The following is a 26,102-nucleotide window of genomic DNA, read 5'->3' as shown; positions in this document are numbered from 1 at the left end:
GATACCGCCGGTAAAACCGTTAGCTATTCCAGCAGCTGCTGCGCCGCAACCGCTTGCCGCCCAACCGGAAAGTCCGGCATTCCGCGATTGGCTGGAGCACTCGGCACCGGCGTTCGAGGCCGCACTGGGCGAATTGTTGCGAGTTTGGGGCGTGTCTCTGCCGGCCGAGGGGTTGACTGACTGCCATCAGCTGGTGGCGGTATCAGGGCTGCATTGTCTGGCCGGCAAAGGCAATTGGAAGGATGTCCTCGGTCTGGATCGGCCGGTCCTGCTGGAGTTTGTCGACACCCAGGGCCGCAAGCGCTTCTTGCCGATTCAAGGCGTCGAGCAAGACCAGGCCTTGGTCCAGTCCGGCGCTACGATGCATTTTCCATTGGCCGATGTGCTGGCGGCTTGGGGCGGGAATTATCTGTTATTGTGGCGTTCACCGCGCCCTGGCGCCGCCGATATTGGCGTGGGGCAGAAGTCGGCCGAGGTATTGTGGTTGCGCGAGAAGTTGGGGCAAGTCATGGTTTTGCCGCCGGCCGAGACCGCGCCCGATTCTTTCGATGTGACGCTAAAACAGCAGGTGATCCAATTTCAGCGCCGACAGGGTTTGGCTGCCGACGGTGTCGCCGGCGCCAAAACTTTGATCGAACTCGATAATTTAACCGGCGCCGCCGATTCGCCACATTTGCAGGCCGGCCGGCACTAGGGTTTTAGACATGTCTTACATCCTGAACGCATTGCGCAAATCGGAACGGGAGCGGCAAGCCAGCCAACCGGATACGGTTGCCAGCCGAATCGTGCTGCAACAGGCGCCGGAGCGGCAAGCGGCGGCCAAAATCATCGCGGCATTATTGGCGGTCAACGCGGCAATTCTGGCCTATTTTCTCGGCATCGCACCGCGGATGACCGCGCACGACACCCCGCCGCCTGCCACGTCGATTCAGTTGCCGCCGCAGCCACTGGCGGAGTCGAACCGGCCCGACCCGGCCGACCGGCTGCCGTTGCCGGCGAAGCCTACGCCCAAGGCCAAGCCGGAGCCGGCCCATGTTGCCGCTACGGCTGCGGCCGTTAAACCGGTCGAGGCCAAGAAGCCGCCGCTCGAGCCGGTCAAACCGGCTGCAGTTCAGCCGCCGCCCGATCCGGTCGTTGCCGCCAAGCCGTTGCCGGAGCCTGGCGTCCCCAGCCCTGCCGCCCAGGCCGCCCCGCCAATCCGCGAGACAGTTACCGAGCCGGTCCCAGCGGCGGCCCCGCTGCCGGCTAAACCCGCGTTGCAGGCGCTGGAAGACCTGCCGGCGGACGTACGCCAGTCCTTGCCCGCCTTGCCGATCAATGTCTACAGTTATTCGCCGGTCCCGGCCGAACGCTTCGTCATGATCGATATGGTCAAATACGTGCCCGGCCAGATGATCAAAGACCGGCTGGAGTTGAAACAGATCATGGAAGACGGCATCGTCGTCAACTACGGCGGCCACCTGTTTAAAATCAAGCGGCAGTGATTGCTAAGCGGCGGTGGCCTTGATAGCCTATGCCGGCCGAGCCGTGACGGAACGGGCCGGCGGATTCTAGCCAGGAGTGGCGCTTAGATAACTATAACAATACCGATACCAGAGCCCTCCGTATGAAACTGGAAACCCAATTTAGCAAAGCTCAACTGCAACGCATCAACATCCAATCCATCCTGTATTTGTGTTCCTGCCCATCCCAGGTCGGCGTACAGATCGACAGTTTGCGTCACCTGTTCGATTACCAGGCCAATTGCGCCGACCGCAGCCGGAGCGAGGTGCAAACCAAGGTCCACGCCCGCATCGCCGAAGCCAGCGAGCAAGCGCACCGGATCATGGAGCAGTGCCTGAAAGACGTCTTGGAACTGGAAGGCTGGGACATGGAGACCCTGGAAATGCCGGCCGGCCTGCGGACCTTATTGGAGCAAGAAATCGACGGCGAATAGCTGTCGCGCTGCAAGGCTGCGGCGCCGCAATATTGGCAGCGCCGGTTGACGCTCCGCGCTTTATTGGCCGTATTTTTTCTCCAGCTCTTGCGCCAGCGCTTCGGCTTCGGCGTCGGACATGTTTTCCAATTCCTGCAAGGTTTTACCGGTGATTTGCTTCACCGCCGCGGCGCCCTGACCGCTGCTCAATACCGCGCGGGCTTCCGCCGATAATCGTTCGGCTTCTTGCTGGTTTTGCCGGATTTGGGCTTGGTAGAGCCGGTCGACTTCGGCGTCTGTCTTGCCCTGCGCCGCCACGCCCAACGCTTTGCGTTTGTCGTCCATCACCTCCGGCTCCGCCTTGGCAGCATCCGGCATTTTTTGCGCTTGCTGTTGCCTGGCCCGCTCGGCGGTTGCTTTGGCTTCCAATTCCGGGTCCCAGTCGGCCCGTGCCGCCTGGCTGCCGATCAAGGCGATGAAGGTCAGTATCAAAATCCGCGTCGTCATAAAACTCTCCTGTCATGTTCGGCCGCTTTATCCGCAAGCGGGTCGCGGTCGGTTTTGTTTGTTTTGCGGCAAATCGTTGCGGTTATTGTCGAGTTTGTAACATAGCCGACACGCACACGGCGCGGCCGCGGCATATTTTCTTACGATTCACAGGGTTTTGGTCGGGCCGATACGTCGGCATGGATGTTGCTGTTTCTCTGCGGGCCGAGGCGGCGCTGCCGTCTCCATAATAATAAACTGAGTAACGGCATAAACACGCGCGACTGGGCCGCACATGACTCCGGGTTGCGCCGTGCCGGGAGTGTCCATGATCGAAACCTTTTACGATGTGATGCGCCGGCAGGGCATCACCCGCCGCAGCTTCTTGAAGTTTTGCAGCCTGACCGCCGCCTCGCTGGGTTTGAGCCCGGCCTTCGCGCCGAAAATCGCCCATGCGATGGAAACCAAGCCGCGGATTCCGGTGTTGTGGCTGCATGGTCTGGAGTGTACCTGCTGTTCCGAATCCTTCATCCGTTCCGGCCATCCGCTGGCTAAAGACGTGATTCTGTCGATGTTGTCCCTGGACTACGACGACACCATCATGGCATCCGCCGGCCATCAGGCCGAAGCCATCGTTGACGAGATCGTCGAAAAATACAAAGGCAATTACATCCTGGCCGTGGAAGGCAATCCGCCGCTGGCCGAGGACGGCATGTACTGCATCATCGGCGGCAAGCCGTTTGTCGAGCAACTCAAATACGCCGCCGAAAGCTGCAAGGCCATCATTTCCTGGGGTTCCTGCGCCTCCTGGGGTTGCGTGCAGGCCGCCAAGCCCAATCCGACCCGCGCCACGCCGGTCCACAAAGTGCCGGGCCTGGCCAATAAACCCATCATCAAAGTCCCCGGTTGCCCGCCGATCGCCGAAGTCATGACCGCGGTGGTGGCGTATTTGCTGACTTTCGACAAACTGCCGACCTTGGACAAACAAGGCCGGCCGCAGATGTTTTACAGCCAGCGCATCCACGACAAATGCTATAGAAGGCCGCATTTCGACGCCGGCCAGTTCGTCGAACAATGGGACGACGAGGCGGCGCGGATGGGTCACTGTCTGTACAAAATGGGCTGCAAAGGACCGACCACTTACAACGCCTGCTCCACCGTGAAATGGAACGAAGGCACGTCGTTTCCGATCCAGTCCGGCCACGGCTGTATCGGCTGTTCCGAGGACGGGTTCTGGGATAAGGGCAGTTTCTACGACCGCCTGACCGGCATCAACCAGTTCGGTATCGAAGCCAATGCCGACGTGGTCGGCGGTACCGCCGCCGGCATCGTCACCGCCGGCGTCGCCGCTCATGCTGGTCTGACTGCCTTGAACCGCGCCAAACAAGCCGATAAACAACCCGGAGCCGAATAATCATGACCGTCACTGCTACCCCCAACGGTTTTCATCTGAACGACGCCGGCCGCCGCGTGGTGGTCGATCCGGTCACCCGGATCGAAGGCCATATGCGTTGCGAAGTCAATATCGACGAGGAAAATATCATCCGCAACGCGGTGTCCAGCGGCACCATGTGGCGCGGTCTGGAAGTGATTTTGAAAGGCCGCGACCCGCGCGACGCCTGGGCCTTCGTCCAGCGCATCTGCGGCGTTTGCACCGGTACCCACGCCTTGACCTCGGTGCGCGCGGTCGAGGATGCGTTGAAAATCAAAATTCCGGAAAACGCCAACTCGATCCGCAACATCATGCAATTGAGTTTGCAGGCCCACGATCACTTGGTGCACTTCTATCATCTGCACGCGCTGGATTGGGTCAACCCGGTCAACGCGCTGAAAGCCGATCCGGTCGCGGTCTCGGCGTTGCAGCAACAGATTTCGCCGAGCAATCCCAAATCCTCGCCGGGCTACTTCCGCGACACCCAAAACCGGCTGAAAAAATTCGTCGAATCCGGCCAGCTCGGCCCGTTTAAAAACGGTTACTGGAGTAACCCGGCCTATTTGTTGCCGCCGGAAGCCGATTTGCTGGCGGTCACTCACTATCTGGAAGCCTTGGATTTTCAAAAAGACATCATGAAAATCCGCACCATCTTCGGCGGCAAGGACCCGCATCCGAACTGGCTGGTCGGCGGCGTGCCGTGCGCGATCAATATCGACGGCGTCGGCGCGGTCGGCGCGGTCAACATGGAGCGCTTGAACCTGATTTCGTCGATCATCGACCGCACCATCACCTTTATCGACCAAGTCTACATTCCGGACTTGCTGGCCATCGCCCAGTTCTACAAGGGCTGGCTCTACGGCGGCGGCTTGGCCGGCGCCAGCATGCTGTCCTACGGCGACATTCCGGATAAGGCCAACGACTACTCGGCCGCCAATCTGCTGATGCCGCGCGGCGCGATCATCAACGGCGACCTGAGCAAGGTCTACGAAGTCGATCTGACCGATCCCAAGCAGATTCAGGAATTCGTGCCGCACTCCTGGTACAAGTACGCCGACGAAGCGGTTGGCCTGCATCCGTGGGACGGCGTCACCGAACCGAACTACAAAATCGGCGCTAAAACCAAAGGCGATCGCACCCACATCCAGGAGCTGGACGAATCGGCCAAATATTCCTGGATTAAGGCACCGCGCTGGAACGGCCATGCGATGGAAGTCGGTCCGCTGGCCCGCTATGTAATCGGTTACGCTCAAGGCAATAAGGAGATCAGCGAGCAAATCAATTTTGTCTTGAAAACCCTGGACGTGCCGGTCAGCGCGCTGTTCTCGACGCTGGGCCGCACCGCCGCCCGCGGTTTGGAAGCGCAATGGGCCGCAGGCAAGATGCGTTACTTCATGGACAAGCTGATCGCCAACGTCAAGGCCGGCGATCTGGCTACCGCCAACGTCGAGCGCTGGGACCCGGATACCTGGCCGAGTAGCGTCAAGGGAGTGGGTTTCACCGAAGCCCCGCGCGGCGCGTTGGGCCATTGGCTGAAAATCGAGAATACCAAGATTGCCAACTACCAGTGCGTGGTACCGACCACCTGGAACGGCTCGCCGCGCGACGAGCAAGGCAACATCGGCGCGTTCGAGGCTTCGTTGATGAATACCAAAGTCGAGCGTCCGGAAGAACCGGTCGAGATTTTGCGCACCTTGCACAGTTTCGATCCGTGTCTGGCCTGTTCGACCCACGTCATGAGTCCGGACGGCCAGGAACTGACGCGCGTCAAAGTACGGTAGACCCACTAATTCCCGGCGGCTCCGTATCCCGCCGCCCAGCACGGAGAATACGATGAACAAATTTCTGTTAGCGATGGTTTTGAGCTCGGTGGTAAGCGCGGCCCAAGCCCATAACCGGCCCGATCTGGATAGCGTCTCGCATCGGCTCGAACACTTGGCGATGGACAGCGCCAGCCAGCCCTATTTGTATGCGCTGGGATTGACGGTGATTGCCGGACTGGCCCTGTTCGCCCGTCGCGGAGGGCGGCCGCAATGAGCGCACCGGCCTCTGCGGTCTACGTTTACGAACTGCCGGTCAGACTCTGGCATGGGATTAATGCATTGGCTATCGTGGTCCTGGCCTTGACCGGTTACCTGATCGCCGAGCCTTTGGCGTCAACGGCCGGCGAAGCATCGGCACACTTCTTGATGGGCTACATCCGCTTCGCCCATTTCGCTGCCGGTTATATCCTGGCGGTCGGCTTTGTCGGCCGGATTTATTGGGCCTACGCCGGCAACGAACATGCCCGGCAAATCTTCATGCCGCCGGTCTGGAAAGCCCATTTCTGGGACGGGGTCTGGCACGAGCTGCGCTGGTACGCTTTCATAGCCAAAGCCCCGCGGCACTATATCGGCCATAACCCGCTGGCGATTCTGGCGATGCATCTGTTCGTCTGGGGTTTGCTGTTCATGATCGTCACCGGTCTGGCCCTGTACGGCGAAGGCGCCGGCCAGCAAAGCTGGCAATTCGCGCTGTTCACCAGTTGGGTGTTGGCGGCGTTCGGTGACAGTCAAACCGTGCAAACCTGGCACCATTTGGTGATGTGGTTCATCGTCTGTTTCGTGCTGATCCACGTCTACGTCGCCGTGCGCGAAGAGAAATTGTCAGGGCAAAGTATGCTGTCGACGATAGCGACCGGCTGGCGCACGTTTAAAAACAACGAGCCGATTGACGACGCAGAATGAGCGGTGCGGGACGAAAACGTATTCTGCTGCTCGGCATCGGCAACCTGCTCTGGGCCGACGAAGGCTTTGGCGTGCGTGTTATCGAGCATCTGCAAAAACACTACCGGTTCCCGGATCAGGTACAGGTTGTCGACGGCGGTACTCAGGGCGTCTATCTGATCGAACACGTGCAAAACGCCGAGGTGCTGGTGGTGTTCGATGCGGTCGATTACGGTTTGGCGCCGGGTACTTTAAAACGGGTCGAAAACGCCGATGTGCCTAACTTTCTGGGTGCCAAGAAAATGAGCCTGCACCAGACCGGTTTTCAGGAGGTGCTGGCGATGGCGCAAATGCTCGGTGCTTATCCGGAAAGTCTGTTGCTGATCGGCGTCCAGCCGGAAGAACTCGAGGACTACGGTGGCAGTTTAACGTCCAAGGTCAAAGCGCAAATCCAGCCGGCCATCGAACTGGCGTTGGCTTATCTGGCCGATTGCGGCGTGACGGCCGAACCGCTGGCAACCGAAGTCGAGCTGGCCGATCCGATCCTGAATATCGGCCGTTACGAAACCGAACGCCCCGACGCCGACAGCGCTTGCCGGCTGGGAGACGAGCGCGTGGTCCGTTCGGCCGCGTTCGAGGTCCGACCGCCGCAACCGCTGACCGACGCGCTGCCTATCGATGTCGACTACCGGGGGAAATACTGATGTGTATCGGCATACCGATGCGGGTGGTCGAGGCTGGCGCCGAGTCGGCCTTGTGCGAATACCGCGGCCAACACAGCCGTATCGACACCATGCTGGTTGGTGAACAACAACCCGGCGTCTGGTTACTGGTGTTTCTGGACACCGCCCGGGAAGTCATCAGCGCCGACAAAGCCCGGCAAATCGGCGACGCTCTGGAAGCGATGCGGCTGGCGATGCAGGGCCACACCAACTTCGACCACCTGTTCGCCGACCTGGTCGAGCGCGAACCCGAATTGCCGGAGTTTTTACGGTCATGAGCGAATTGATCGCCCAACTGCACAGCCGCCACGGCCTGCCGCTTCTGACCGCCGACAATTACGACAACTTCGTTTACGGCAACGCCGATGTGGTGCTGTGCTTTGCCGGCGACCCGGCGACGTTCCCGGAAAGTGCCGACTTGGTCGTGATCCTGCCCGAATTGCTAAAAGCTTTTCGCGGCTTGCTGCAAGGCGCGCTGGTCGACCGCAGCATAGAACGCGAACTGCAAGCCCGCTACCGCTTCACCGGCTGGCCGACCCTGGTCTTTCTGCGCAAAGGCGAATACCTGGGCGCCATCACCGGCTTGCGCGACTGGCCGGAATACGGCCGGGAAATTGCCCTGATTTTAGCCGCCGAGCCCAGCCAACCGCCGGGGTTTGATTTGGATAAGGTTTGCGGTGGGCATGCCTGATTTAAAAATGTGTCGGTTGGGTTTACCCAGGGGCATAAAAGCTCTTTAGAGCGTAACCCAACATTTCGAAGCCTGCAGGCCGGAATAAGCCCAGCGTTTCCGGCACGTGGCTTAGCTCTTTAACAATTTGGTGTCGCTATCGCGACGGGGTTGTGCTTGGACGTATACTAAGAACGCTGCGCCGATACGGGGTGGCATGTTGTTATACTTTTCGGGAGTATAGAAATGAATCTCGCACAACTGGAAGCCGAAATATTTTCCTTACCGCTTCAAGACCGGGCCGCTTTGGCGCAGCGTTTGTTATTGAGCCTTGAGGAAGTTTCTGAGGCTGATTTTGAGCGGTTATGGGGCGAGGAGTCGGCGCGGCGCGTGGCTGATTTCGACTCGGGCAAAGTCCAATCAATTTCCGGCAAGGTAGTTGCCGAGAAAGCCCGTGCATTGTTGAAGTGAGCTACGAGTTTTCTGGTTCCCAACCTCCAGGTTGGGAACCGTTGTCTTGGAAGCTCTAGCTTCAGCGTTTTGTTGAGTAAATGTGTCGCAGTCGCGACGGGTGTTTTGAAGTCGGGTCTCGGCCCGACGGCCGAAATACTTTCGCTACGAAAACCATCCCTGGTTTTCGCCCTTCGGACCAGCCTATCGGCTGTTCAAATTCGTTCCTGACGAATTTGTGCGTGGCCAAAAGAAAGTATTCAAAGAAAAGGCCACCCGGCATTCCGCCTTAATCCTGCGCTTCTCGCTTTTGGCGAGGGTTTTCGGAAGGGCCATCCTTGGCCCTCCGAAAACGAGCGGCATCCCTGCCGCTCCCCTGCGGGCTATTCTCACCAAAAGCTGCGATGCTCGGGGCGGAATAACGAGAATAACCCCTTCGCACTAAAAAGGTAGTTACATGATGTTGTAAGTTAGAGTTGCGATTATGTTGTAGGATGATGCGGACGTTAGGAGGCGCGTCGTTTGCGATTAATGCGCTTTACGTCGTAAAGTGTTATCTAACGAACGCTCAGTTAAATCAAGGAATAGTAATGACGGATATAGCCAAGAAGCTACATGTAAAGTACTCTGAAAAAAATCGTTATTCAAACTTTGGACCTTGTTTACGTAAAGTTTTCATTCACGGCTTTAGAGGAATAAACACACTTGATTTTGAAATTGACTTCCCAATAACAGCAATTTCAGGGTTAAATGGCGCGGGAAAAAGCACGCTGGGTCAATTGGCAATTTGTGCTTATAAGAAGCCATCTACTTCGATGGATTACAAAAGACAGTACATAAAAGATTTTTTTCCCGTTTCTCCAGCTGATCCAAAGCCAATATCAGACGATGCAAAAGTAATTTATCACTATGAAACAAACGATTACAAAAAGCCGCAGGAAGTAACTCTTTCACGGAAAAACTCTGCATGGTCAGATTATAAAAGGCAACCAGAGCGGCATTGTTATTACATTGGTTTTACTGTGTACATACCGAAAGTTGAGCGTCGAGACTTAAGCGTCTATGGCGGGGCTGCTCTTCAATTTACAGAGAAGCGGGAAATTGATGAGGAAGTAATAAATAAAATGGCCAGAATTATAGGCCATGATTATAACGATGTGACGTTTCAAGGTGTTTCGCATAAAGGCAAAGAATCAGAGGTTGGTATTGCATCAAGACTGGGGTATTCGTATTCTGAAAACAATATGGGATTTGGTGAAGGTCGAATTCTGTACACTGTTGATAAATTAGAAACCTCGCCACAACATAGTCTTTTTATTCTTGAAGAGCCCGAAACATCTCTTCACGAAAGTGCTCAATACCAGTTCGCGAAATATTTGCTTGATGTATGTGATAGACGACATCACCAAATAATTCTTTCAACACATTCAAGTGTGATAATTAATGCGCTTCCGCCTGAAGCCAGAAAACTACTGCTTCGAGATGAATCAGGTGTCGAGATCAGGAATAAAATATCTTCAACTCAGGTGCGATCTATACTGTCATCAGGATACGTTAGAGAGCTAGATATATGTGTTGAGGATGTTTTTGCAAAAGTTTTATTGACAGAAATAATACGAGTCAAAAAAAAGGAGTTGCTCAAGGCGGTCAGGATTCATGATATTGGTGATAAAGATGCTGTCCGAGAGGCAGTAAATGTTCTCAAAAAAACTGGTAAAAAAGCTATTGCTGTTAGAGATGCGGACGTCGGTTCTGCTCCACAAAACGCACTTTATTCATTTCCAGGTAGTGAGCCCCCAGAGAAAGCAGTATTCAATAATTCTGAAGTACAAAAACTCCTTAAGAATAAGTATGGATTAGATGTCGTATGGATTCTTAAAAAGGATGATATTACGAATCATCACCACTTTGCAAAATATCTGGCTATTGAAGCCGAAACAGAAGAGAGTGTAATAAGGACAGTAGCGATAGATAAATATATTTCGGCAATAGGAGATGAGTTTAATGATCTTATTGCTAACATTGAACGGGAAATAGTCTCCTAGAATGTAATTTTGAGCTTTAATTTCAGGATGGATTGATCCCGTTATTCCGCCCTGAGCATCGCAGCTTTTGGCGAGAATAGCCCGGTAGGGGAGCGGCAGGGATGCCGCTAGTTTTCGGAGGGGCAGGAAGCCCCTTCCGAAAACCCTCGCCAAAAGCGAGAAGCACAGGAAATTGGCGGAATACCGGGTGGCTTTTCTTTTGGTGACTTTTCTTTAGCCAAACAAAGAAAAGTTACTCGGCTGTCGGTCCGAGAACCGACATCTAAAAACATCCTCGCGATAGCTGCACCAAATAAACCAACAACCCAATGCCGGAGACGCTTCGCTCATCCAGCCAACAGTTTAATTCAACAGAAAACCGAAACATGACCAGCATACCCCTCCCAATTTTCGGCCAAGGCTCCCAACCCGCCGAGGCAGACGGCGCCGAGCTGGACTATTTGACGATGCCGGAAGAAATGGCGACCTATCGGATGCCGCAGCTTTCGGCCAATTTGACTAGCCCGGCGCTGGCCGCCGCCAAGACGATAGCGGACCAATTGTTACAAGACCTGCAACATTACCCACAGACCGGCGGGCCCATTGAGTTGATCGAGTTGGACGATGCCAACCGCCGCTTTATCGACGAATTGCTCGGCGAGGGCGAAGTCAGCGCACTGGGCGGCGACGGTTGGCGGATACAGGAATCGGTGCTGGCCGGCGTCTGGCGGGTGCAGCGTCTGGACGGACAAAACCGCTTGATCGCCGATGCTCTGGAGGTCGGCGTGATGCCGAAGGCGCTAACCGACAACGCTTTCGCCGGTGCCGCGGACCGCATCGATACGGTCATCGACGATTTGCCGGAAGGGGTGATGAATGCGCTGCCGCTGCTGGCCGAATTGAACGCCAAGATTGCCGAATACCGGCCCGGCGTCGAGCCGCACGTGATCAACTTGAGCTTGTTGCCGCAAACCGAGCAGGACTTGGCGCTGCTGGAGCAACGCCTGGGCAGAGGCCCCACGACGATTTTGTCGCGCGGTTACGGCAACTGCCGGATCGGCGCCACGGCGACGCGGAACGTCTGGTGGGTGCAGTATTTCAATTCGCAGGACACGTTGATTTTAAGTACGCTGGAAGTCAGCGACATGCCCAGCGTGGCCTGTGCGTCGGCGGAAGACATTGCCGACAGCGCCCAGCGCTTGCAGGAAATAGTGGCGGTCTATGCATGAGCGAAGGCTTTTTTGCCGGCGCTTACGGCGGCGACGCGTCGCGCTTGCCGGCCGACGCCAAATTGGAATGCAAGATTTGCTGGCATGTGTACGACCCGGTTGCCGGTGATCCATCGAGCCAAATTCCGCCGACAACGCCGTTTGCCGCGTTGCCGGATTATTGGTGCTGCCCGGAATGCGGCGCGCCGAAGCAAGGTTTTCTATTGCTTGAGGACTGAGCGTGCACTGGCGCACTGGTTGCGAAATCCAACAGGGATTGGAACGGGCGTTCAATGCGATCCTGGCGGATCGGATGCAGGATGTACCGCTGCTGAATCCGGCGTTGTCGGTGCAGGCTTTGCCGTTTCGCTGTGCCGGCGACGACTGGCTTGGGGTCTTGGTGACGCCGTGGTCCATGAATTTACTGGTGTTTCCGGGGCCGGACAGCGCTTGGCAGCAATTGCCGCTGGGAGCCAAGTTCTCGCGCGAGCTGCCCTACGGCAGTTTCGAATTTACGCTGGCGGCGGAACCGGCTTTGGGGCGCTACGGCCAATGTTCGCTGTTTTCGCCGATGTTACAGTTTGCCGACCAAGCGGCGGCGATTACCGCGGCGGAAGCAGCCCTGAACGGCGTGTTGGCCGGGCCGGCGCTGCGTAACGTCAGCCGCCGCGATTTGTTGCGCGGCAATTTGCGAGGCACTTGATTGACGCTGGCCGGCGAGTTGCGTATCGAACTAGGCGCCGGCCGGTCGCCGCGCATTGTTTCGACTCGGCCGGACGCGGCAAAAGTGTTGTTGGGAAAAACCGCCGAGCAAGTGCTGGCGACCGTGCCGCTGGTTTTTACCCTCTGCGGCAATGCCCAGAGCTTGGCGGCCTCTTTGGCTTGCCGGGCGGCGCTGGGCCTTGGCGCCGAAACCAAGGCGGACTCCGATCTGCGAATGGTGGTGGTACTGGAGAGTCTGCGCGAGCATTGTTGGCGCATCTTGCTGGACTGGCCGGCTTTGGTCGGCCGACCGCCGGATAAAGCCGCGTTGGCGGCGCTGATGGCGTTGGACCGACAATATAAGTCTGCTTTGCTTGACGACGCTGAAGCGGTGAATGCCGCAAGCGGGTTGCCGGGCAATCGGTTCGCTGTCGACCGCATTCGCGCCGAACTGCTCACTTTGCTGGACCAAGCGGTTTTCGGCGAGAATCTGACCGGCTGGCGCCAGCTTGCCAGCGAAGCGGATTTGCTGGCTTGGCTGGTCGGGCAAGATTGCATCGCCGCTGCCGCAATCGGCGCGTTGTACCGCTGGGACTGGCTTGCGCTGGGGAGCACCGAGCCGGCCTGGCTACCGGAGCTGGCAAGCGGCGATTGGTTCGAGTATTTGGCGGCGCGCGATTTGGATCGGTTCGGCCGGGAGCCGGATTGGCAGGGTGTCTGTTGCGAATCGACGCCGTTAAGCCGGCAACGCCGTCATCCGCTACTGGCCGAATTGCTGGCCCGCTACGGTAACGGCTTGTTGGCACGCTTCGTTGCGGTGTTAACGGAAGTGGCGAAATTGGTGGATTATGTTGCCGCGGGCGAGCCGCCGCCGCAGATGGCCAGTGCCTTCGGCGCGAACGCAGGCGGGCTGGCCCGAGTCGAAGCCGCGCGCGGTTTATTGATGCATCGGGTCGAATTTACGGCCGGCAGAGTGGTCGATTATCGGGTGATCGCCCCGACCGAATGGAATTGCCGGCCCGGCGCGGTGTTGGCGCAGGGTTTGCGCGCACTGACGGCGCTGGACCCGGAGAATTTACGCCGGCAGGCGGCATGGTGGCTACAGGCGATCGATCCCTGCGTGCCGTATCGTTTGGCATTGGACGAAACTTAACGGCCTGAAACGGCTCCGAAACAGGACGGATGGAAACCCTATGCATGAAATGTCGTTGTGCGAAGGCGTTTTGCACATCATCGAACGCGAAGCCCAAACCCAGGGCTTCGGCCGGGTGAAAACGGTCTGGCTGGAAATCGGCGCCTTGGCCGGCGTCGAGCCGGAGGCAATGCGGTTTTGCTTCGATGCGGTGATGCGCGGTTCGTTGGCGGACGGCGCCCGGTTGGAGATCATTGCCTTGCCCGGCGTGGCCTGGTGTTTGCCGTGCGGGGAAAATGTCGGCGTCAGCCAGTTGTACGATGTGTGCCCGCGCTGCGGCAGCCATCAACTGCAAATCGTCGGCGGCGACCAAATGCGAATCAAAGAACTGGAGGTAGAGTAATGTGCGGCGTCTGCGGCTGCGGCGAGGGCCTGAACCACTCGCATGAACACGATCACGATCATCAACATGGCGACGGGCACGAACATCACCATGGGCATGCCCACAGTCATAGCCAGCACCACCATCACCACGAACACAGCCATGGCCCGGAACACGCACATGCGCCCGGCCTGACGCCGGCGCGGATGGTGCAGATCGAACAGGATATTTTGTCCGCCAATAACCGTTATGCCGGCGACAACCGGCGCTATTTCGGCGAGCGCAGCATCCTGGCCTTAAACCTGGTGTCCAGTCCGGGCTCCGGCAAAACCACGCTGCTGACCGAAACCATTCTGCGTTTGAAAGATGAGTTGAGCATCGCAGTGATCGAAGGCGACCAGCAAACCGCCCGCGACGCCGACCGCATCCGCGCCACCGGCGTGCCGGCCGTGCAGATCAACACCGGCAAGGGCTGCCATCTGGACGCGCACCGGGTCGGCCACGCCCTGGAAAGCCTGAACCTGCCGGAAAGAAGCCTGCTGTTCATCGAAAACGTCGGTAACCTGGTCTGCCCGTCGGCCTTTGACTTGGGCGAGGCGCACAAGGTGGTGATCCTGTCGGTCACCGAAGGCGAGGACAAGCCGATCAAATACCCGGACATGTTCCATGCCGCCGATTTGATGATTCTGAACAAAACCGACCTGCTGCCGCATCTGGATTTCGAAGTCGAGCAATGCCTCCGGTACGCCAAGCAGGTCAATCCCAAAATCCGGGTGCTGCAACTGTCGGCCAAAACCGGCGAGGGCATGGACAATTGGCTGCAATGGCTGCGGGCGGAACTGGCGTTGCAGGGGATTGGCTATGCGTAGTTTGCGTTGCTTGCAGTCAAGCGCATACGATAGCTGTCATCGCTGATTTATTGGAGCTGTTAAATGTCGACGACTCAAGAAATTTATCAACAAATTAGTCAACTGATGCCGCTGGAGAAACTGCAACTGGCGGAAATGTTACTGGCAGATCTGGATACGCCCGATCCCCAAATCGATGCGGTTTGGCGCGATGAAGCTCAAAAAAGATGGCAGGCGTATAAAGACGGCAAAATGTCTACCGTCAGTTATGAGGCGGTCATGCAAAAATATAAATGAACGTCGAGTTTCTCGCCGCCGCCGAAACTGAACTGGACCAGGCTTATCAGTGGTACGAGCAACAACAATCCGGATTGGGGAAACAATTTTTGTCTGAATTCGATGCAGCGATTCGCCGTATCACAGCCTTCCCTACCTCATACGTTTTAATCGATACCGATATTCGCCGCTGCCTGATAAAACGTTTTCCTTATGGTGTTTTGTACGGCATCGACCGTCAATCGATTATCGTTGTTGCCGTAGCTCATTTGCATCGAAAACCGGATTATTGGCTACCTCGGATTGGCTAAAATAAATATTAGGAATGTTCTATGTGCCTAGCCCTACCTGCCCAAATTGTTGAAATCGCAGCCGCCGGCGACATGGCCACCGTATCGGTGGACGGCGTGCAAGTCGAGGTGTCGCTGGCGCTGGTCGACGATGTGCACGTCGGGGACTATGTGCTGGTCCACGTCGGTTATGCCTTGAACAAAATCGATGAAGACGAAGCCCTGAAAACCCTGGCCTTGTTTGCCGAAGCCGGTTTGATTGCCTGATGAAATATATCGACGAATTCCGTCAGCGCGACCTCGCCCAACAACTGGCCGGCGCGATTGCGCACAGCGTCGATCCTGACCGCCATTATCGGCTGATGGAGTTTTGCGGCGGCCATACCCATGCCATTTTCCGTTACGGCGTGCAGGATCTGATGCCGGCCAACGTCGAATTCATCCACGGTCCCGGTTGCCCGGTGTGCGTGCTGCCGACCGGACGCATCGACAACGCGATCCAACTGGTCGAGCAGCATGATGTCATTCTCTGCACCTACGCAGATTTGATGCGGGTTCCTGCGACTGGCCGCAACAGCCTGATTAAAGCCAAAGCCGCCGGCGGCGACATCCGCATGGTTTACTCGACTCAAGATGCGCTGAATATCGCCCGCGACAACCCCGACCGCCAAGTGGTGTTTTTCGCGATCGGTTTCGAGACTACAACACCGCCCACCGCCGTTGCCGTCAAGCAAGCGCAGGCCGAAGGATTGAAAAATTTCAGCGTATTCTGCAACCACGTACTGACCCCGGCGGCGATGCAAGCCATTTTGGATGCGCCGGAACCGGTGCAAATCGACGGCTTTCTCGGTCCGTCCCACGTCAGCAGCGTGATCGGCAGCCGGCCCTACGAAACCTTCGCCGAGCAGCATGCCAAACCCATCGTCATCGCCGGCTTCGAGCCGCTGGACGTGATGCAGTCGGCTCTGATGCTGATCCGCCAACTCAATGCAGGCCGGCACCAGGTCGAAAACGAATACAGCCGCGCCGTCACCCGCGACGGCAATTTAAAAGCTCAAGCCTTGGTCGACGAGGTGTTGGAATTGCGCCCGCAGTTCGAGTGGCGCGGCCTCGGCTTGATCGCCAACAGCGCGTTGCGCATCAAACCGGACTATGCCGAATTCGACGCCGAACGCCGCTTTGCGATGCCGGCGATCCAGGCCAGCGATGTCAAAGGCTGCGAATGCCCGGCCATCCTGCGTGGCGCTAAAAAGCCGCAGGATTGCAAATTATTGGGAACCGTCTGCACTCCGGAAAACCCGATGGGCTCGTGCATGGTGTCGTCGGAAGGCGCTTGCGCGGCCTATTGGAGTTATGGCCGGGTCAGAAACGGCTGAGCCCGGCAAGAGCGGCGACTGGCGTTCGGCCGATGCTGCCCTGACCTTGGGCGCAGCGGTTAAAGTTCAGGCCGAATTCGTCAACAACTCTTTCAACAATGCATTCGGAAATTGCCGGCTGGGCGTAATCGCGTAAAAGCGTTCGCGAATGTCGGCGATCCGGTAATGTTCCACCAACAGGCCCTGGCGCAACTCGTCCAGCACCACCACCGGCGGCACCAGAGTCAAATGGCCGGATTCGCGCGCCAGCAAGCGCAACATTGCCATATCGTCCACCTCCGCCACCACGACAGGCCGCACCCCAGCTTGCTCCAGCAAAAAATCGAAGGCGCCGCGAATCTCGCTTTCGATGCTGGGCAACAGTAGCGGCCTGCCGTTCAAATCCTCCGGGAAGCGAAACGGCGCGGCCTCGGCATCGGGTTTGCCGACCAGGCTGACCGGTTGTTCGTCCAGCAGATGGCAGTGCCAGTTGGCCTGGGCGTCGCGCGGTGCCGGCCGGTTGGACAGCACCAGATCCAGCGTGTGCGCATGCATTTGCAGCAGCAATTCGCGCAGGTTGCCGGAATGCAGCACCAGTTCGACATCGCTGCGTTGCACCCAGCTGCGCACCAGTTCCAACTGGAAATTACGCGACAGGGTCGATACCGCACCGATCCGCAACAGTTGGCGTTCGCCGGCGGAGCGGCCGTGCATCAGGCTGATCAACTCGTCGCCGGCCCGGAAAATCGAGTTGGCATAATCCAGCGCGATCCGGCCGGCTTCGGTCAATTGCAGGCGCTTGCCTTCCCGTTCGAATAGTTTTTGCCCCAGCGATTCCTCAAGTTGTCGCAACTGGATGCTCAGCGCCGACTGCGACACATGCAGCCGTTCGGCGGCGCGGGTCAGGTTGCTTTCGTTAGCGATCATCCAGAAATAACGCAAGTGGTGATAATTCAGCGCAGCCATTTTTTCATTAATAAAAGAGAACGTTTGTATTAAATACATATATTGGATGAATTGATGGCCGATTGCTAGCATGGTCACGCACTTACCCTTGCTCAGGAGATCGTCATGCATACCGTCATCCGCGATAGAAACCGTGTCCAAGCCACTTTCCTAACCTGCGGCCGTGCCGTCGCGGCAGGGGGGCAGCCATGACCGCCTGGATCGCTTACGCTGCAATTGCTGCTCCGGCCCAACTGGTGTGCGCCGGACTCGCAGCTTCCGTGCTGGTTCCGGTCAGGGCCAGAACCAGCGCGGCGGTTTGCGCCGTGCTGGCCGGCGGCGCGGTCCTCGCCGCGCTGCTCTGCGCGGTCGGTATCTTCCTCGGCGGCAAATTTCAGGGCGATGTCGCCGGCATTCCGCTCTACATCGACCGGCTGTCCGCCATCATGCTCAGTTTGGTGGCGTTGATCGGCGCGATCGTGATCCGCTATTCCGGCAATTATCTGGACGGCGATCCGGGCCAGCGCCGGTTTCTGCAGTGGCTGTCCTGGACCGTCGCGGCGGTATTGATGCTGGTGATTTCCGGGCATTTTGTCGGGTTCGTGCTGGCCTGGATCGCGACCAGCTTGAGCCTGCACCGCTTGTTGCTGTTTTACCCGGAGCGGCCGGGCGCGCAGATTGCCGCGCGCAAGAAATTCGTCGTCAGCCGCCTGGGCGATGTTGCCTTGATTCTGGCCGGAGTCTGCTTGTATCAGGCCTTCGGCACGCTGGAGTTCGGCGCCTTATTCGCCGCCGAACTCGGCGCCGGCCACGAAACGGCGCTGACGACGGCGGCCTTTGCCTTGATCGTCGGCGCGGTGATGAAATCGGCCCAGTTCCCGTTTCATAGCTGGCTGCCGGAGGTGATGGAAACCCCGACCCCGGTTTCCGCGCTGATGCACGCCGGCATCATCAACGCCGGCGGCTTTCTGGTGATTCGCATGAGCCACATCCTGGTGCAGGTGCCGGCGGCCTTGCACATGCTGGCCGTGATCGGCACCTTCACCGCCTTGTTCGGTTCGCTGACCATGCTGACTCAGACCAGTATCAAGAAATCGCTGGCGTTCTCAACCGTCGGCCAGATGGGCTTCATGATGCTGCAGTGCGGCTTGGGTGCCTTTTCCTCGGCGCTGCTGCATATCCTGGCGCATGCCCTCTACAAAGCGCATGCCTTTCTCGCCTCCGGCAGTGTGGTCGACATTGCTCGTGCCGCCTGGGCACCGCCGATCCGCGACAGCCGTCATCCCGGCGAACTTCTGTTGGCGTTTTTGGCGGCAGCGGCATTGACGGTCGGCAGCGCCGCTGCGTTCGGGCTGAGTCCCGGCACGGAACCCGGCATCGTTTTCCTCGGCGCGATCCTGCAAATGGCCTTGACCTACTTGCTGTGGAATGCGCTGGCGCATCAGGCCGGCCCCAAACAAATATTCCGCGCCAGCCTGATCGCCGCCGGCACCAGTTTGCTGTATTTCGCATTGCAAACCGGCTTTCTGAACCTGCTGACGGGCGATGTGGCCGGGCCGATCCCGGTCGACAGTCTGTTCGATGGCCTGTTGCTGAGTATCGTCCTGGCCGGATTTTTCTCGATCCTGATGTTGCAGATCGAGTTCCCTGGTCCGGCGGCCGCCGGAATCTGGCAGGCAGCCTACGTCCATATCTACAACGGTTTTTATATCAGTACCCTCGCCAACCGGCTGCTCGCTAGCCGGCGGTTGGCATCGGCCCGCTTTAGCCATCGTCACTCCGGAGGAATGCCGCAATGAACCCAGCCTTGTCCTCAGTCAAAATCAAATCCGCTCCGGCCGGCGCCGGCGTTATCGACAAAGCCGCACCGAACGACGTAACTGCCGCCGTCTACATCGATGCCGCCACGCGCGCCTGCCGCCGCATCGCGCCGCTCTGGCCGTTGCAACATTTTGTCGCGGTCAATCCGTTTTTGGGTTGGAGCGATCGGCCGTTCGACGCAGCCTGCCAATGGGCAACCCGCAGCGGCTTTGGCGAGATGTTGATGCCGACCCGGTTCTACGCCGAACAATACCGTAGCGGCCGGATCCGGATGGCCGATATCGAGCAGGCCTTGGCGCTGGCCGGCAGCAGCGTGTCGCTGCAGCAGTGTCTGGATGCGCTGCACGATGCCCGGCCGGAGGCGGCGAACCAGGCGCCGGCGTGCTGGCCGACAATGGCCGACCACCTCGATGCCGAGACCGGCAGCGCTTGGGCCGGATTGATTACCGACGAGATCTCGAAATGGTGCGCTGCCTATTTCGACGAGGGCCAGTCGGCTTGGCGCATGCCCTGGCGCAATCAACCGCTTTACTCGGCCTGGCGGCGGGCAGCGGCCTTCGATCGTACCCCCGAGTTGGCCGGCATCGCCGACTTCCGCCGCTGCATCGCCACGCTGCCGGAGAGTCCGGCCGCGGCGATTTCGCAGATACTCGCCGGCCTGGGGGTGGCAGACGATCGGCTGGAGGATTTTTGCCAGCGGCAACTGCTGACCGTCGCCGGCTGGAGCGCCTGGCTGCGTTATAAAACCTGGCCGAACGAGCCGGCGCAGGCCGCGGAGGCTTTGCTGGAGTTGTTGGCGATTCGTCTGGCCTACGACTATGCCCTGTACATCCGCGTCGCCCAGCCGCTGGAACTGCAGACCTGGCGTTTGCGCTGGCAGGTGTCGGCCGTGTCGGCCGACCCGGTCGCCGAGGACTCGCTGCAGATTCGCCACATGCTGCAATGGGCTTACGAACTGGCCGGACAGCGTCCGCTATTGGCCCGCTTGGCGTCGTCGCCGCCTGCCGCAAAGCTGGTTCCGGCCGAGCGCAAGGCGCTTCAGGCGGTGTTTTGCATCGACGTTCGCTCCGAAGTCTATCGCCGGGCGCTGGAAGCGGTATCCGCCGACATCGAAACCTTGGGTTTCGCCGGTTTCTTTGGGTTCCCGATAGAGTACATCGGCCTTGGCCACCATCACGGCCAGCCGCAATGTCCGGTGTTATTGCAGCCGAAATTCCGGATCAGGGAGAGCGTAGCCGAGGCCGATGTCGGCGATCTGCGCAAAATTCTGGAAAAACGCTGGCTCAACAAACGCCTGAATCGGTTGTGGAAGGGATTCAAACACTCGGCGGTTTCCTGCTTTTCCTACGTCGAGATTTCCGGTTTGACCTTTGCCGGAAAGCTGTTGAGCGATAGTTTGGGTTTGACCCGCACGGTGGCCAAACCGGGTAGCGCCGGACTGGACCGGGCCGTGGTGCAGCGGATCGGGCCGGTCATCACCCGCCAGCGCGGGCGGCTGATCGCCAACGGTCCGGTGGTCGAAACCGGCATTGCCTTGGGGGAACGGATCGAACTGGCCCGCAAAGCTTTGCAAGGCATGAGCTTGAACGACGGCTTCGCCCGCCTGGTCTTGCTCTGCGGCCATGGCAGCAGCACGGTCAACAATCCGTACGCAGCGGGACTGGATTGCGGCGCCTGCGGCGGCCATAGCGGCGAAGCCAACGCCCGGGTGGCCGCGGCCGTGCTCAACGACCGCGAGGTTCGGGCCGGTCTGGCGGCGCAAGGCATTGCCATCCCCAGGGAGACCTGGTTCGTCGCCGGGCTGCACGATACCACCACCGATCAGGTACGGCTGTTCGATCTGGACCAGGTACCACATTACTTCGCCGCCGATCTAGCGCAATTGCAGGATTGGCTGGAGCAGGCCTCGCAATTGTCGCGGCGGGAGCGGGCGTCGGCTCTGGGTCTGGCCGATGTCGACGCCAAGGCGCTGTGGCAAGCGATGCTGAAACGCAGTCGCGACTGGGCCCAGATCCGGCCGGAATGGGGCCTGGCCGGAAATGCCGCCTTCATTGCCGCGCCGCGGCAACGCACGGCTCACGCCGGTTTTGACGGCCGGGTGTTTCTGCACAACTACGATTATCGCCAGGATGGCGACGGCGCGATTTTGAACCTGATCATGACGGCGCCGATGGTCGTCGCCAGTTGGATCAATCTGCAGTACTACGCCTCGGCCGTCGACAACCGGCGCTTCGGCAGCGGCAACAAGGTTCTGCACAACGTGGTCGGCACCATCGGTATCCTCGAAGGTAACGGCGGCGACCTGCGGGTCGGGCTGCCTTGGCAATCGCTGCACGATGGTCAGGCGTTGCGCCACGAGCCGGTACGCCTGAGCGTGATCATCGAAGCCCCGGCGGCCATGATCGAACAGGTGCTGGACAGCCAGGCCGAAGTCCGGCAGTTGGTGGAGAACCGCTGGCTGCATTTGCTGCGGATCGAGCCGGGCGACGGCCGTTGTTTCCGTTACGGCGGCCCGAACGATTGGCAACCCGTTTCCCTAGACCCCGAGGAGTTTTGACATGACTGTATCCACCCACGACGGGCTCGGTCCTGCCGCAGCGGATCACTTGGATCTGCTGGAGGCCGAGGCCCTGTTCATCTTGCGCGAAGTGGCGGCGGAATGCCGGCATCCGGTGTTGCTGTTCTCCGGCGGCAAGGATTCGGCAGTACTACTGCACCTGGCCTACAAAGCGTTTCATCCGGAACGCATCGGCTGCGCGCTGCTGCATATCGATACCGGCCACAACTACGATGAAGTCATCGCCTACCGCGACCGCATGGCCGAGCGCTACGCTTGCCAGCTGCACGTGCGCAGCGTCGAGGATTCGATTCGCAAGGGATCGGTGCGTCTGCGGCATGCGCAGGAATCGCGCAACGCGCATCAATCGGTGACCTTGATGGAAGCGATCGCCGAGTTCGGTTTCGACGCCTGTCTGGGTGGTGCGCGGCGCGACGAGGAAAAGGCGCGGGCCAAGGAACGCATCGTCAGCGTGCGCGACGAATTCGGCCAATGGGAACCCAAGAATCAACGCCCGGAGCTGTGGTCCTTGTACAACACCCGCGTGGCGTTGGGCGACCATCTGCGGGTGTTTCCGATTTCGAACTGGACCGAGCTCGATGTCTGGCAATACATCCAGCGCGAGGACATCGAACTGCCCGAGCTGTATTTCGCCCACCAGCGCCAAGTGGTGCGGCGCGGCGACATTCTGGTGCCGGTGACGCATCTGACGCCGGCCCGGGCCGGCGATACCGTGGAAACGGTCAGTTGCCGCTTCCGTACAGTCGGCGATATTTCCTGCACCGCGCCGGTGGCGTCGACTGCGGTCAACGTCGCCGACATCATCGCCGAAACCGCGCAATGCCTGCTGACCGAGCGCGGCGCCACGCGTCTGGACGACCGCGCTTCCGAAGCGGCCATGGAACAACGTAAAAAAGAGGGGTATTTCTGATGAACGCAATCGTGAATTCAAGCTCCGACAGCTTTGACACCGGAACGGAGCCGACGACTCGCCCGTCCGGCTTGTTACGGTTCATCACGGCCGGCAGCGTCGACGACGGCAAAAGCACGTTGATCGGCCGCTTGCTCTACGACACCGGCAACGTTGCCGCCGATCAATTGGCGTCGATCCAGGCCACCTCGCATAAGCGCGGGCTGGCCGCCATCGATTGGTCGTTGTTGACCGACGGCCTGATCGCCGAGCGCGAGCAGGGCATTACCATCGACGTGGCTTACCGCTATTTCGCCACGGTGCGCCGAAAGTTCATCATCGGCGACGCCCCTGGCCACGAGCAATACACCCGCAATATGGTCACCGCCGCCTCCAGCGCCGATCTGGCGATTCTGCTGGTCGATGCCCGCAAAGGCGTCGTCACCCAGACCCGCCGCCACGCCTATCTGGCGCACTTGCTCGGCATCCCCGAGCTGGTGCTGGCGGTTAACAAGATGGATCTGGTGGATTGGCAGCCCGCGGTCTACCAGGCCATCGTCGACGAATTCAATGCCTTTATCGGCCGGCTGGGCCGGCACCATGTGCAGGCGATTCCGCTGTCGGCGCTGAACGGCACCAATCTGGCGACTCGGTCCGAGGCCATCCCCTGGTATAGCGGCCCCAGCCTGCTCGAACATCTGGAATCCAGCCCGGCCAGGCGCGATGCCGACGTCGCGCCGTTCAGGCTGCCGGTGCAGCGGGTCGTGCGGGTGATGCTGGGCAACGCCGCCGACGGGGCCAGCGATGCGGAGTTCCGGGGTTATCAAGGCACGCTGGCATCGGGACGCTTGCGCTTGGGCGACGAAGTGGCGGTGATGCCCGGCGGCCAGCGCGCTCGCGTCGCGCGTTTGAGCGTGGCGGAGCGCGACTTGGCGGAAGCCGGCGCCGACCGTTCCGTGGTGGTGGCGTTGGATAGCGAGATCGACATTTCCCGCGGCGACATGCTGTGCGATTCGCAGCAGTTGCCGCAGGTGACCAAAACCCTGAGCGCCGATATCTGCTGGCTATCCGAGCAGCCGTTGGACTTGCGGCGCAAGTACTTGGTCAAGCACACCACCCGCAGCGTCAACGCCGCGTTCGCGGAGCTGAGTTATCGGGTCGACGTCAATACGCTGGCCCATCAGCCGCAGCCGGATTCGGCGCAGATGAACGATATCGTCCGGGCCACGCTGAAGTTGCATCAACCCATTTGCGCCGATGCCTACAGCGACAATCGCACGACCGGCAGTTTCATCGTCATCGATCCGGTGTCGTTGCATACGGTGGCGGCCGGCGTAATCGTGCGTTGATACCTTATCGAGCAGGGAAGAAACCATGAATTGGAATGAATTTGTCCAACTGTTGGCCGGGTTGATCTCGGTGGTGAATCCGATCACAGCCATGCCGGTGTATATGGCGTTGACGGCGCGCAAGAGTCCGGCCGAGCGCCGGCAGACCGCCATCACCGCTGCCTTTGCGGTGACGATGGTATTGTTGACCGCGTTGCTGGCCGGCGAGCCGATTCTGCGCTTTTTCGGTATCGGCCTGCCGGCGTTTCGCGTGGCCGGCGGCTTGCTGCTGTTGCTGATGGGGATGTCGATGCTGCGGGCCAGCGACGACCGCTCCCGGCATACCCCGGAAGAAGACGCCGAATCGCAGGACAAGGCCTCGGTGGCGGTGGTGCCGTTGGCGATCCCCTTGCTGGCGGGGCCGGGCGCGATCAGCACCACCATTGTTTACGCCCACCGCGATTTGTCGTTGAACCACTATCTGCTGTTCGGCGGTGTGATCGCGACTGTCAGCAGCATCGTCTTGCTGTTTCTGCTGCTGGCGCCGCGGATCGTGGCGATCATGGGTCAAACCGGCATGAACCTGGTGACGCGGGTGATGGGGTTGTTGCTCAGCTCCATCGCCGTGGAATTCATCGCCGGCGGGATGACGGAACTGTTTCCGCTGTTGGCCGGCGGCCGATAAGCGGCCGGGGGAGCGTTCATGCCGATCTCGACCGCCGACGAAAGCGTTTATTGCGGGCAGCGGGTGGCCCTGCTGACCCAGCACGGCAAGCAAGCCCCGCTGAGCGAGGTGCTGGGCCACTGCTTGGGTTGCCGAATCGAGCATGTCGACCGGTTCGATACCGATAGCCTCGGCACCTTCACCCGCGATATTGCCCGCGCCGGCAGTCAGTTGGAAGCAGCCCGGCGCAAGGCGCAAATCGGCATGGAATTGTCCGGCCTGAGCATAGGCCTGGCCAGCGAAGGCGCGTTCGGGCCGGACCCGGTCAGCTTCATGCTGCCACACAATCTGGAATTGCTGGTCTGGCTCGACGCCCGTTTGGGCATCGAAGTTGTCGCCACCGCATCCGGCGCCACCAATTTTGCCCACCAAACCGTGACCAACTGGGAAGACGCCGAACGTTTTGCCTTGGCGGCCGGGTTTCCGCAGCACTATCTGATCGTGCGTCCGGACCAGCAAGACCATCCCGAGTTTCGCAAAGGCTTGGCGACTTGGCCCGAGTTGCAGGCGGCGGTCGCCTGGGCGCTGGCCGCCTCATCCGCGCGGCAGGCCTTCATCGAAACCGACATGCGCGCCTTCGCCAATCCAACCCGCATGCTGAACATCCGCCGCGCGGCCGAAGTGTTGGCGCAAAAGCTGCTGTCGCTATGCCCGGTCTGCGCCGCGCCCGGTTTTGCCGTCTCCGGCGTCGTGCGCGGTTTGCCGTGCGAGGATTGCGGATTGCCGACCGACGACGCCAAAGCCGATCTCCATGCGTGCGTGCGCTGCGGCCATCAGGTTGCAGTCGCGCGCGAACGCCGTTTCGCCTCGGCCGGCCATTGCAATTATTGCAATCCTTGAGGCCTTGGCCCGCTCCTACAGGATTTGAACAAGCCAGTTTGTTGCGTAGGCTACATCACTAAATTGCCAAAGCCGATACAAGGGTACAGGCCCCCGGCATATAACCGCGTTTCGACAGAGTATTAAATGCGAATGGGGCGGATGCAGGCGCAACGACGGATGAAACGGGTTGGTCTCCAGTAGCTGCAGGGTTTTTTAAATACGTCTGCCGTAATTCCGGATGGCACTTGATAAAGTACGTGTTTTTTTGCTGTGTTGCTCGGTAAAGGCCAACGCATAAGCCATTAAAGCGTATCCAGCCGAGTCAGATGCGCTTCCGGAGACTCCTGCGTAAAGCGTTCGGCCTTAAAATCCGCGCGGGTTTGCGCGAGCGCCACCTC

General features: G+C 59.3%; 30 protein-coding genes. 28 read left to right on the top strand and 2 right to left on the bottom strand.

Annotated elements, in window-relative coordinates; translation table 11 throughout:
* The 3 genes from C2U68_RS05535 to C2U68_RS05525 all read left to right on the top strand — a co-directional run.
* Positions 1–694, top strand: a 694-nt coding sequence (locus C2U68_RS05535) for a peptidoglycan-binding protein (protein WP_186289505.1), incomplete at its 5' end; no start/stop codon positions are given.
* A gap of 10 nt (positions 695–704) precedes the next feature.
* On the top strand, positions 705–1,484 hold the full coding sequence (locus C2U68_RS05530) for a general secretion pathway protein GspB (RefSeq protein WP_140911520.1): 780 nt from the start codon (positions 705–707) through the stop codon (positions 1,482–1,484).
* 122 nt (positions 1,485–1,606) lie between these two features.
* The gene (locus C2U68_RS05525) at positions 1,607–1,936 is read left to right on the top strand and encodes a hypothetical protein (protein WP_140911519.1); all 330 of its coding nucleotides are present in this window, start codon (positions 1,607–1,609) and stop codon (positions 1,934–1,936) included.
* 60 nt (positions 1,937–1,996) lie between these two features.
* Here the strand turns inward: C2U68_RS05525 and C2U68_RS05520 are convergent, their stop codons facing one another.
* Entirely contained in the window at positions 1,997–2,422 is a 426-nt protein-coding gene (locus C2U68_RS05520) for a hypothetical protein (RefSeq protein WP_140911518.1), read from the bottom strand.
* Between the two features lie 307 nt (positions 2,423–2,729).
* Between C2U68_RS05520 and C2U68_RS05515 the strand changes: the two genes are divergently transcribed.
* The 19 genes from C2U68_RS05515 (at position 2,730) to hypD (ending at position 16,618) form a co-directional block, all read left to right on the top strand.
* Positions 2,730–3,815: a hydrogenase small subunit gene (locus C2U68_RS05515; RefSeq protein ID WP_313901401.1), complete on the top strand. Its 1,086-nt coding sequence runs from the start codon at positions 2,730–2,732 to the stop codon at positions 3,813–3,815.
* Between the two features lie 2 nt (positions 3,816–3,817).
* Positions 3,818–5,614, top strand: a complete 1,797-nt coding sequence (locus C2U68_RS05510) for a nickel-dependent hydrogenase large subunit (protein WP_140911517.1) — start codon at positions 3,818–3,820, stop codon at positions 5,612–5,614.
* 52 nt (positions 5,615–5,666) lie between these two features.
* Positions 5,667–5,870 (top strand): hypothetical protein, encoded by a 204-nt coding sequence (locus tag C2U68_RS05505; RefSeq protein ID WP_140911516.1) that lies wholly within the window; start codon positions 5,667–5,669, stop codon positions 5,868–5,870.
* Positions 5,867–6,559, top strand: a complete 693-nt coding sequence (gene cybH / locus C2U68_RS05500) for a Ni/Fe-hydrogenase, b-type cytochrome subunit (RefSeq protein ID WP_140911515.1) — start codon at positions 5,867–5,869, stop codon at positions 6,557–6,559. The genes C2U68_RS05505 and cybH overlap by 4 nt, the downstream gene beginning before the upstream one ends.
* Positions 6,556–7,242, top strand: coding sequence for a HyaD/HybD family hydrogenase maturation endopeptidase (locus C2U68_RS05495; protein WP_140911514.1), 687 nt, complete (start codon positions 6,556–6,558; stop codon positions 7,240–7,242). The genes cybH and C2U68_RS05495 overlap by 4 nt, the downstream gene beginning before the upstream one ends.
* Positions 7,242–7,538, top strand: a complete 297-nt coding sequence (gene hypC, locus C2U68_RS05490; RefSeq protein ID WP_140911513.1) for a HypC/HybG/HupF family hydrogenase formation chaperone — start codon at positions 7,242–7,244, stop codon at positions 7,536–7,538. The genes C2U68_RS05495 and hypC overlap by 1 nt, the downstream gene beginning before the upstream one ends.
* Positions 7,535–7,951: a hydrogenase gene (locus C2U68_RS05485; protein WP_140911512.1), complete on the top strand. Its 417-nt coding sequence runs from the start codon at positions 7,535–7,537 to the stop codon at positions 7,949–7,951. Before hypC ends, C2U68_RS05485 begins: the two co-directional genes overlap by 4 nt.
* 225 nt (positions 7,952–8,176) lie before the next feature.
* Positions 8,177–8,401 (top strand): addiction module protein, encoded by a 225-nt coding sequence (locus C2U68_RS05480; protein ID WP_140911511.1) that lies wholly within the window; start codon positions 8,177–8,179, stop codon positions 8,399–8,401.
* 569 nt (positions 8,402–8,970) lie between these two features.
* Positions 8,971–10,425 carry an ATP-dependent nuclease gene (locus tag C2U68_RS05475; protein ID WP_140911510.1) on the top strand — a complete coding sequence of 485 codons (1,455 nt, stop codon included), beginning with the start codon at positions 8,971–8,973 and terminating at the stop codon, positions 10,423–10,425.
* 365 nt (positions 10,426–10,790) lie between these two features.
* Entirely contained in the window at positions 10,791–11,633 is an 843-nt protein-coding gene (locus C2U68_RS05470; protein WP_140911509.1) for a hydrogenase expression/formation protein, read from the top strand.
* Positions 11,630–11,851 (top strand): rubredoxin, encoded by a 222-nt coding sequence (locus tag C2U68_RS05465; protein WP_140911508.1) that lies wholly within the window; start codon positions 11,630–11,632, stop codon positions 11,849–11,851. The genes C2U68_RS05470 and C2U68_RS05465 overlap by 4 nt, the downstream gene beginning before the upstream one ends.
* A 2-nt stretch (positions 11,852–11,853) precedes the next feature.
* Positions 11,854–12,315: a [NiFe]-hydrogenase assembly chaperone HybE gene (hybE, locus tag C2U68_RS05460; RefSeq protein WP_140911507.1), complete on the top strand. Its 462-nt coding sequence runs from the start codon at positions 11,854–11,856 to the stop codon at positions 12,313–12,315.
* Positions 12,316–13,467, top strand: a complete 1,152-nt coding sequence (locus C2U68_RS05455) for a nickel-dependent hydrogenase large subunit (RefSeq protein WP_140911506.1) — start codon at positions 12,316–12,318, stop codon at positions 13,465–13,467.
* A gap of 40 nt (positions 13,468–13,507) precedes the next feature.
* Positions 13,508–13,849: a hydrogenase maturation nickel metallochaperone HypA gene (gene hypA, locus C2U68_RS05450; protein ID WP_140911505.1), complete on the top strand. Its 342-nt coding sequence runs from the start codon at positions 13,508–13,510 to the stop codon at positions 13,847–13,849.
* On the top strand, positions 13,849–14,697 hold the full coding sequence (hypB, locus tag C2U68_RS05445) for a hydrogenase nickel incorporation protein HypB (protein WP_140911504.1): 849 nt from the start codon (positions 13,849–13,851) through the stop codon (positions 14,695–14,697). Before hypA ends, hypB begins: the two co-directional genes overlap by 1 nt.
* Positions 14,698–14,760: 63 nt before the next feature.
* On the top strand, positions 14,761–14,973 hold the full coding sequence (locus C2U68_RS05440; RefSeq protein WP_140911503.1) for an addiction module protein: 213 nt from the start codon (positions 14,761–14,763) through the stop codon (positions 14,971–14,973).
* Positions 14,970–15,263 (top strand): type II toxin-antitoxin system RelE/ParE family toxin, encoded by a 294-nt coding sequence (locus C2U68_RS05435; protein WP_140911502.1) that lies wholly within the window; start codon positions 14,970–14,972, stop codon positions 15,261–15,263. Before C2U68_RS05440 ends, C2U68_RS05435 begins: the two co-directional genes overlap by 4 nt.
* A 21-nt stretch (positions 15,264–15,284) precedes the next feature.
* Positions 15,285–15,509 carry a HypC/HybG/HupF family hydrogenase formation chaperone gene (locus tag C2U68_RS05430; protein WP_140911501.1) on the top strand — a complete coding sequence of 75 codons (225 nt, stop codon included), beginning with the start codon at positions 15,285–15,287 and terminating at the stop codon, positions 15,507–15,509.
* Entirely contained in the window at positions 15,509–16,618 is a 1,110-nt protein-coding gene (gene hypD / locus C2U68_RS05425; RefSeq protein WP_140911500.1) for a hydrogenase formation protein HypD, read from the top strand. Before C2U68_RS05430 ends, hypD begins: the two co-directional genes overlap by 1 nt.
* Before the next feature lie 66 nt (positions 16,619–16,684).
* Here the strand turns inward: hypD and C2U68_RS05420 are convergent, their stop codons facing one another.
* Positions 16,685–17,674 carry a LysR family transcriptional regulator gene (locus C2U68_RS05420; RefSeq protein WP_260839226.1) on the bottom strand — a complete coding sequence of 330 codons (990 nt, stop codon included), beginning with the start codon at positions 17,672–17,674 and terminating at the stop codon, positions 16,685–16,687.
* Positions 17,675–17,751: 77 nt separating this feature from the next.
* Here C2U68_RS05420 and C2U68_RS05415 point away from each other — a divergent pair, with 77 nt between their 5' ends.
* Genes C2U68_RS05415 through C2U68_RS05390 form a run of 6 tightly spaced genes read left to right on the top strand, consistent with a single transcriptional unit; the run spans position 17,752 to position 25,722 of the window.
* Entirely contained in the window at positions 17,752–19,341 is a 1,590-nt protein-coding gene (locus tag C2U68_RS05415; protein WP_140911499.1) for a proton-conducting transporter membrane subunit, read from the top strand.
* Positions 19,338–21,920 (top strand): YbcC family protein, encoded by a 2,583-nt coding sequence (locus C2U68_RS05410; protein ID WP_140911498.1) that lies wholly within the window; start codon positions 19,338–19,340, stop codon positions 21,918–21,920. The genes C2U68_RS05415 and C2U68_RS05410 overlap by 4 nt, the downstream gene beginning before the upstream one ends.
* A 1-nt stretch (position 21,921) precedes the next feature.
* A complete protein-coding gene (cysD, locus tag C2U68_RS05405) occupies positions 21,922–22,851 on the top strand; it encodes a sulfate adenylyltransferase subunit CysD (RefSeq protein ID WP_140911497.1) in 930 nt (309 codons plus the stop codon).
* On the top strand, positions 22,851–24,179 hold the full coding sequence (locus C2U68_RS05400; RefSeq protein ID WP_140911496.1) for a sulfate adenylyltransferase subunit 1: 1,329 nt from the start codon (positions 22,851–22,853) through the stop codon (positions 24,177–24,179). The genes cysD and C2U68_RS05400 overlap by 1 nt, the downstream gene beginning before the upstream one ends.
* A 25-nt stretch (positions 24,180–24,204) precedes the next feature.
* A complete protein-coding gene (locus C2U68_RS05395) occupies positions 24,205–24,843 on the top strand; it encodes a MarC family protein (protein WP_140911495.1) in 639 nt (212 codons plus the stop codon).
* A gap of 18 nt (positions 24,844–24,861) precedes the next feature.
* Positions 24,862–25,722: a DUF6671 family protein gene (locus tag C2U68_RS05390; RefSeq protein ID WP_140911494.1), complete on the top strand. Its 861-nt coding sequence runs from the start codon at positions 24,862–24,864 to the stop codon at positions 25,720–25,722.
* The last annotated feature ends 380 nt before the right edge of the window (positions 25,723–26,102 follow it).

It is taken from the genome of Methylomonas koyamae, assembly GCF_006483455.1.
In the GTDB taxonomy this organism is placed as follows: Bacteria; Pseudomonadota; Gammaproteobacteria; order Methylococcales; family Methylomonadaceae; genus Methylomonas; species Methylomonas koyamae_B.
This window is presented reverse-complemented; position numbering and strand designations above follow the sequence as displayed.

Bases quoted from the DNA above. Each gene is read 5' to 3' on its own strand.
- C2U68_RS05530 (WP_140911520.1), top strand. From the start codon at position 705: ATGTCTTACATCCTGAACGCATTGCGCAAATCGGAACGGGAGCGGCAA.
- C2U68_RS05525 (WP_140911519.1), top strand. From the start codon at position 1,607: ATGAAACTGGAAACCCAATTTAGCAAAGCTCAACTGCAACGCATCAAC.
- C2U68_RS05520 (WP_140911518.1), bottom strand. From the start codon at position 2,422: ATGACGACGCGGATTTTGATACTGACCTTCATCGCCTTGATCGGCAGC.
- C2U68_RS05515 (WP_313901401.1), top strand. From the start codon at position 2,730: ATGATCGAAACCTTTTACGATGTGATGCGCCGGCAGGGCATCACCCGC.
- C2U68_RS05510 (WP_140911517.1), top strand. From the start codon at position 3,818: ATGACCGTCACTGCTACCCCCAACGGTTTTCATCTGAACGACGCCGGC.
- C2U68_RS05505 (WP_140911516.1), top strand. From the start codon at position 5,667: ATGAACAAATTTCTGTTAGCGATGGTTTTGAGCTCGGTGGTAAGCGCG.
- cybH (WP_140911515.1), top strand. From the start codon at position 5,867: ATGAGCGCACCGGCCTCTGCGGTCTACGTTTACGAACTGCCGGTCAGA.
- C2U68_RS05495 (WP_140911514.1), top strand. From the start codon at position 6,556: ATGAGCGGTGCGGGACGAAAACGTATTCTGCTGCTCGGCATCGGCAAC.
- hypC (WP_140911513.1), top strand. From the start codon at position 7,242: ATGTGTATCGGCATACCGATGCGGGTGGTCGAGGCTGGCGCCGAGTCG.
- C2U68_RS05485 (WP_140911512.1), top strand. From the start codon at position 7,535: ATGAGCGAATTGATCGCCCAACTGCACAGCCGCCACGGCCTGCCGCTT.
- C2U68_RS05480 (WP_140911511.1), top strand. From the start codon at position 8,177: ATGAATCTCGCACAACTGGAAGCCGAAATATTTTCCTTACCGCTTCAA.
- C2U68_RS05475 (WP_140911510.1), top strand. From the start codon at position 8,971: ATGACGGATATAGCCAAGAAGCTACATGTAAAGTACTCTGAAAAAAAT.
- C2U68_RS05470 (WP_140911509.1), top strand. From the start codon at position 10,791: ATGACCAGCATACCCCTCCCAATTTTCGGCCAAGGCTCCCAACCCGCC.
- C2U68_RS05465 (WP_140911508.1), top strand. From the start codon at position 11,630: ATGAGCGAAGGCTTTTTTGCCGGCGCTTACGGCGGCGACGCGTCGCGC.
- hypA (WP_140911505.1), top strand. From the start codon at position 13,508: ATGCATGAAATGTCGTTGTGCGAAGGCGTTTTGCACATCATCGAACGC.
- hypB (WP_140911504.1), top strand. From the start codon at position 13,849: ATGTGCGGCGTCTGCGGCTGCGGCGAGGGCCTGAACCACTCGCATGAA.
- C2U68_RS05440 (WP_140911503.1), top strand. From the start codon at position 14,761: ATGTCGACGACTCAAGAAATTTATCAACAAATTAGTCAACTGATGCCG.
- C2U68_RS05435 (WP_140911502.1), top strand. From the start codon at position 14,970: ATGAACGTCGAGTTTCTCGCCGCCGCCGAAACTGAACTGGACCAGGCT.
- C2U68_RS05430 (WP_140911501.1), top strand. From the start codon at position 15,285: ATGTGCCTAGCCCTACCTGCCCAAATTGTTGAAATCGCAGCCGCCGGC.
- hypD (WP_140911500.1), top strand. From the start codon at position 15,509: ATGAAATATATCGACGAATTCCGTCAGCGCGACCTCGCCCAACAACTG.
- C2U68_RS05420 (WP_260839226.1), bottom strand. From the start codon at position 17,674: ATGCATGACGATCTCCTGAGCAAGGGTAAGTGCGTGACCATGCTAGCA.
- C2U68_RS05415 (WP_140911499.1), top strand. From the start codon at position 17,752: ATGACCGCCTGGATCGCTTACGCTGCAATTGCTGCTCCGGCCCAACTG.
- C2U68_RS05410 (WP_140911498.1), top strand. From the start codon at position 19,338: ATGAACCCAGCCTTGTCCTCAGTCAAAATCAAATCCGCTCCGGCCGGC.
- cysD (WP_140911497.1), top strand. From the start codon at position 21,922: ATGACTGTATCCACCCACGACGGGCTCGGTCCTGCCGCAGCGGATCAC.
- C2U68_RS05400 (WP_140911496.1), top strand. From the start codon at position 22,851: ATGAACGCAATCGTGAATTCAAGCTCCGACAGCTTTGACACCGGAACG.
- C2U68_RS05395 (WP_140911495.1), top strand. From the start codon at position 24,205: ATGAATTGGAATGAATTTGTCCAACTGTTGGCCGGGTTGATCTCGGTG.
- C2U68_RS05390 (WP_140911494.1), top strand. From the start codon at position 24,862: ATGCCGATCTCGACCGCCGACGAAAGCGTTTATTGCGGGCAGCGGGTG.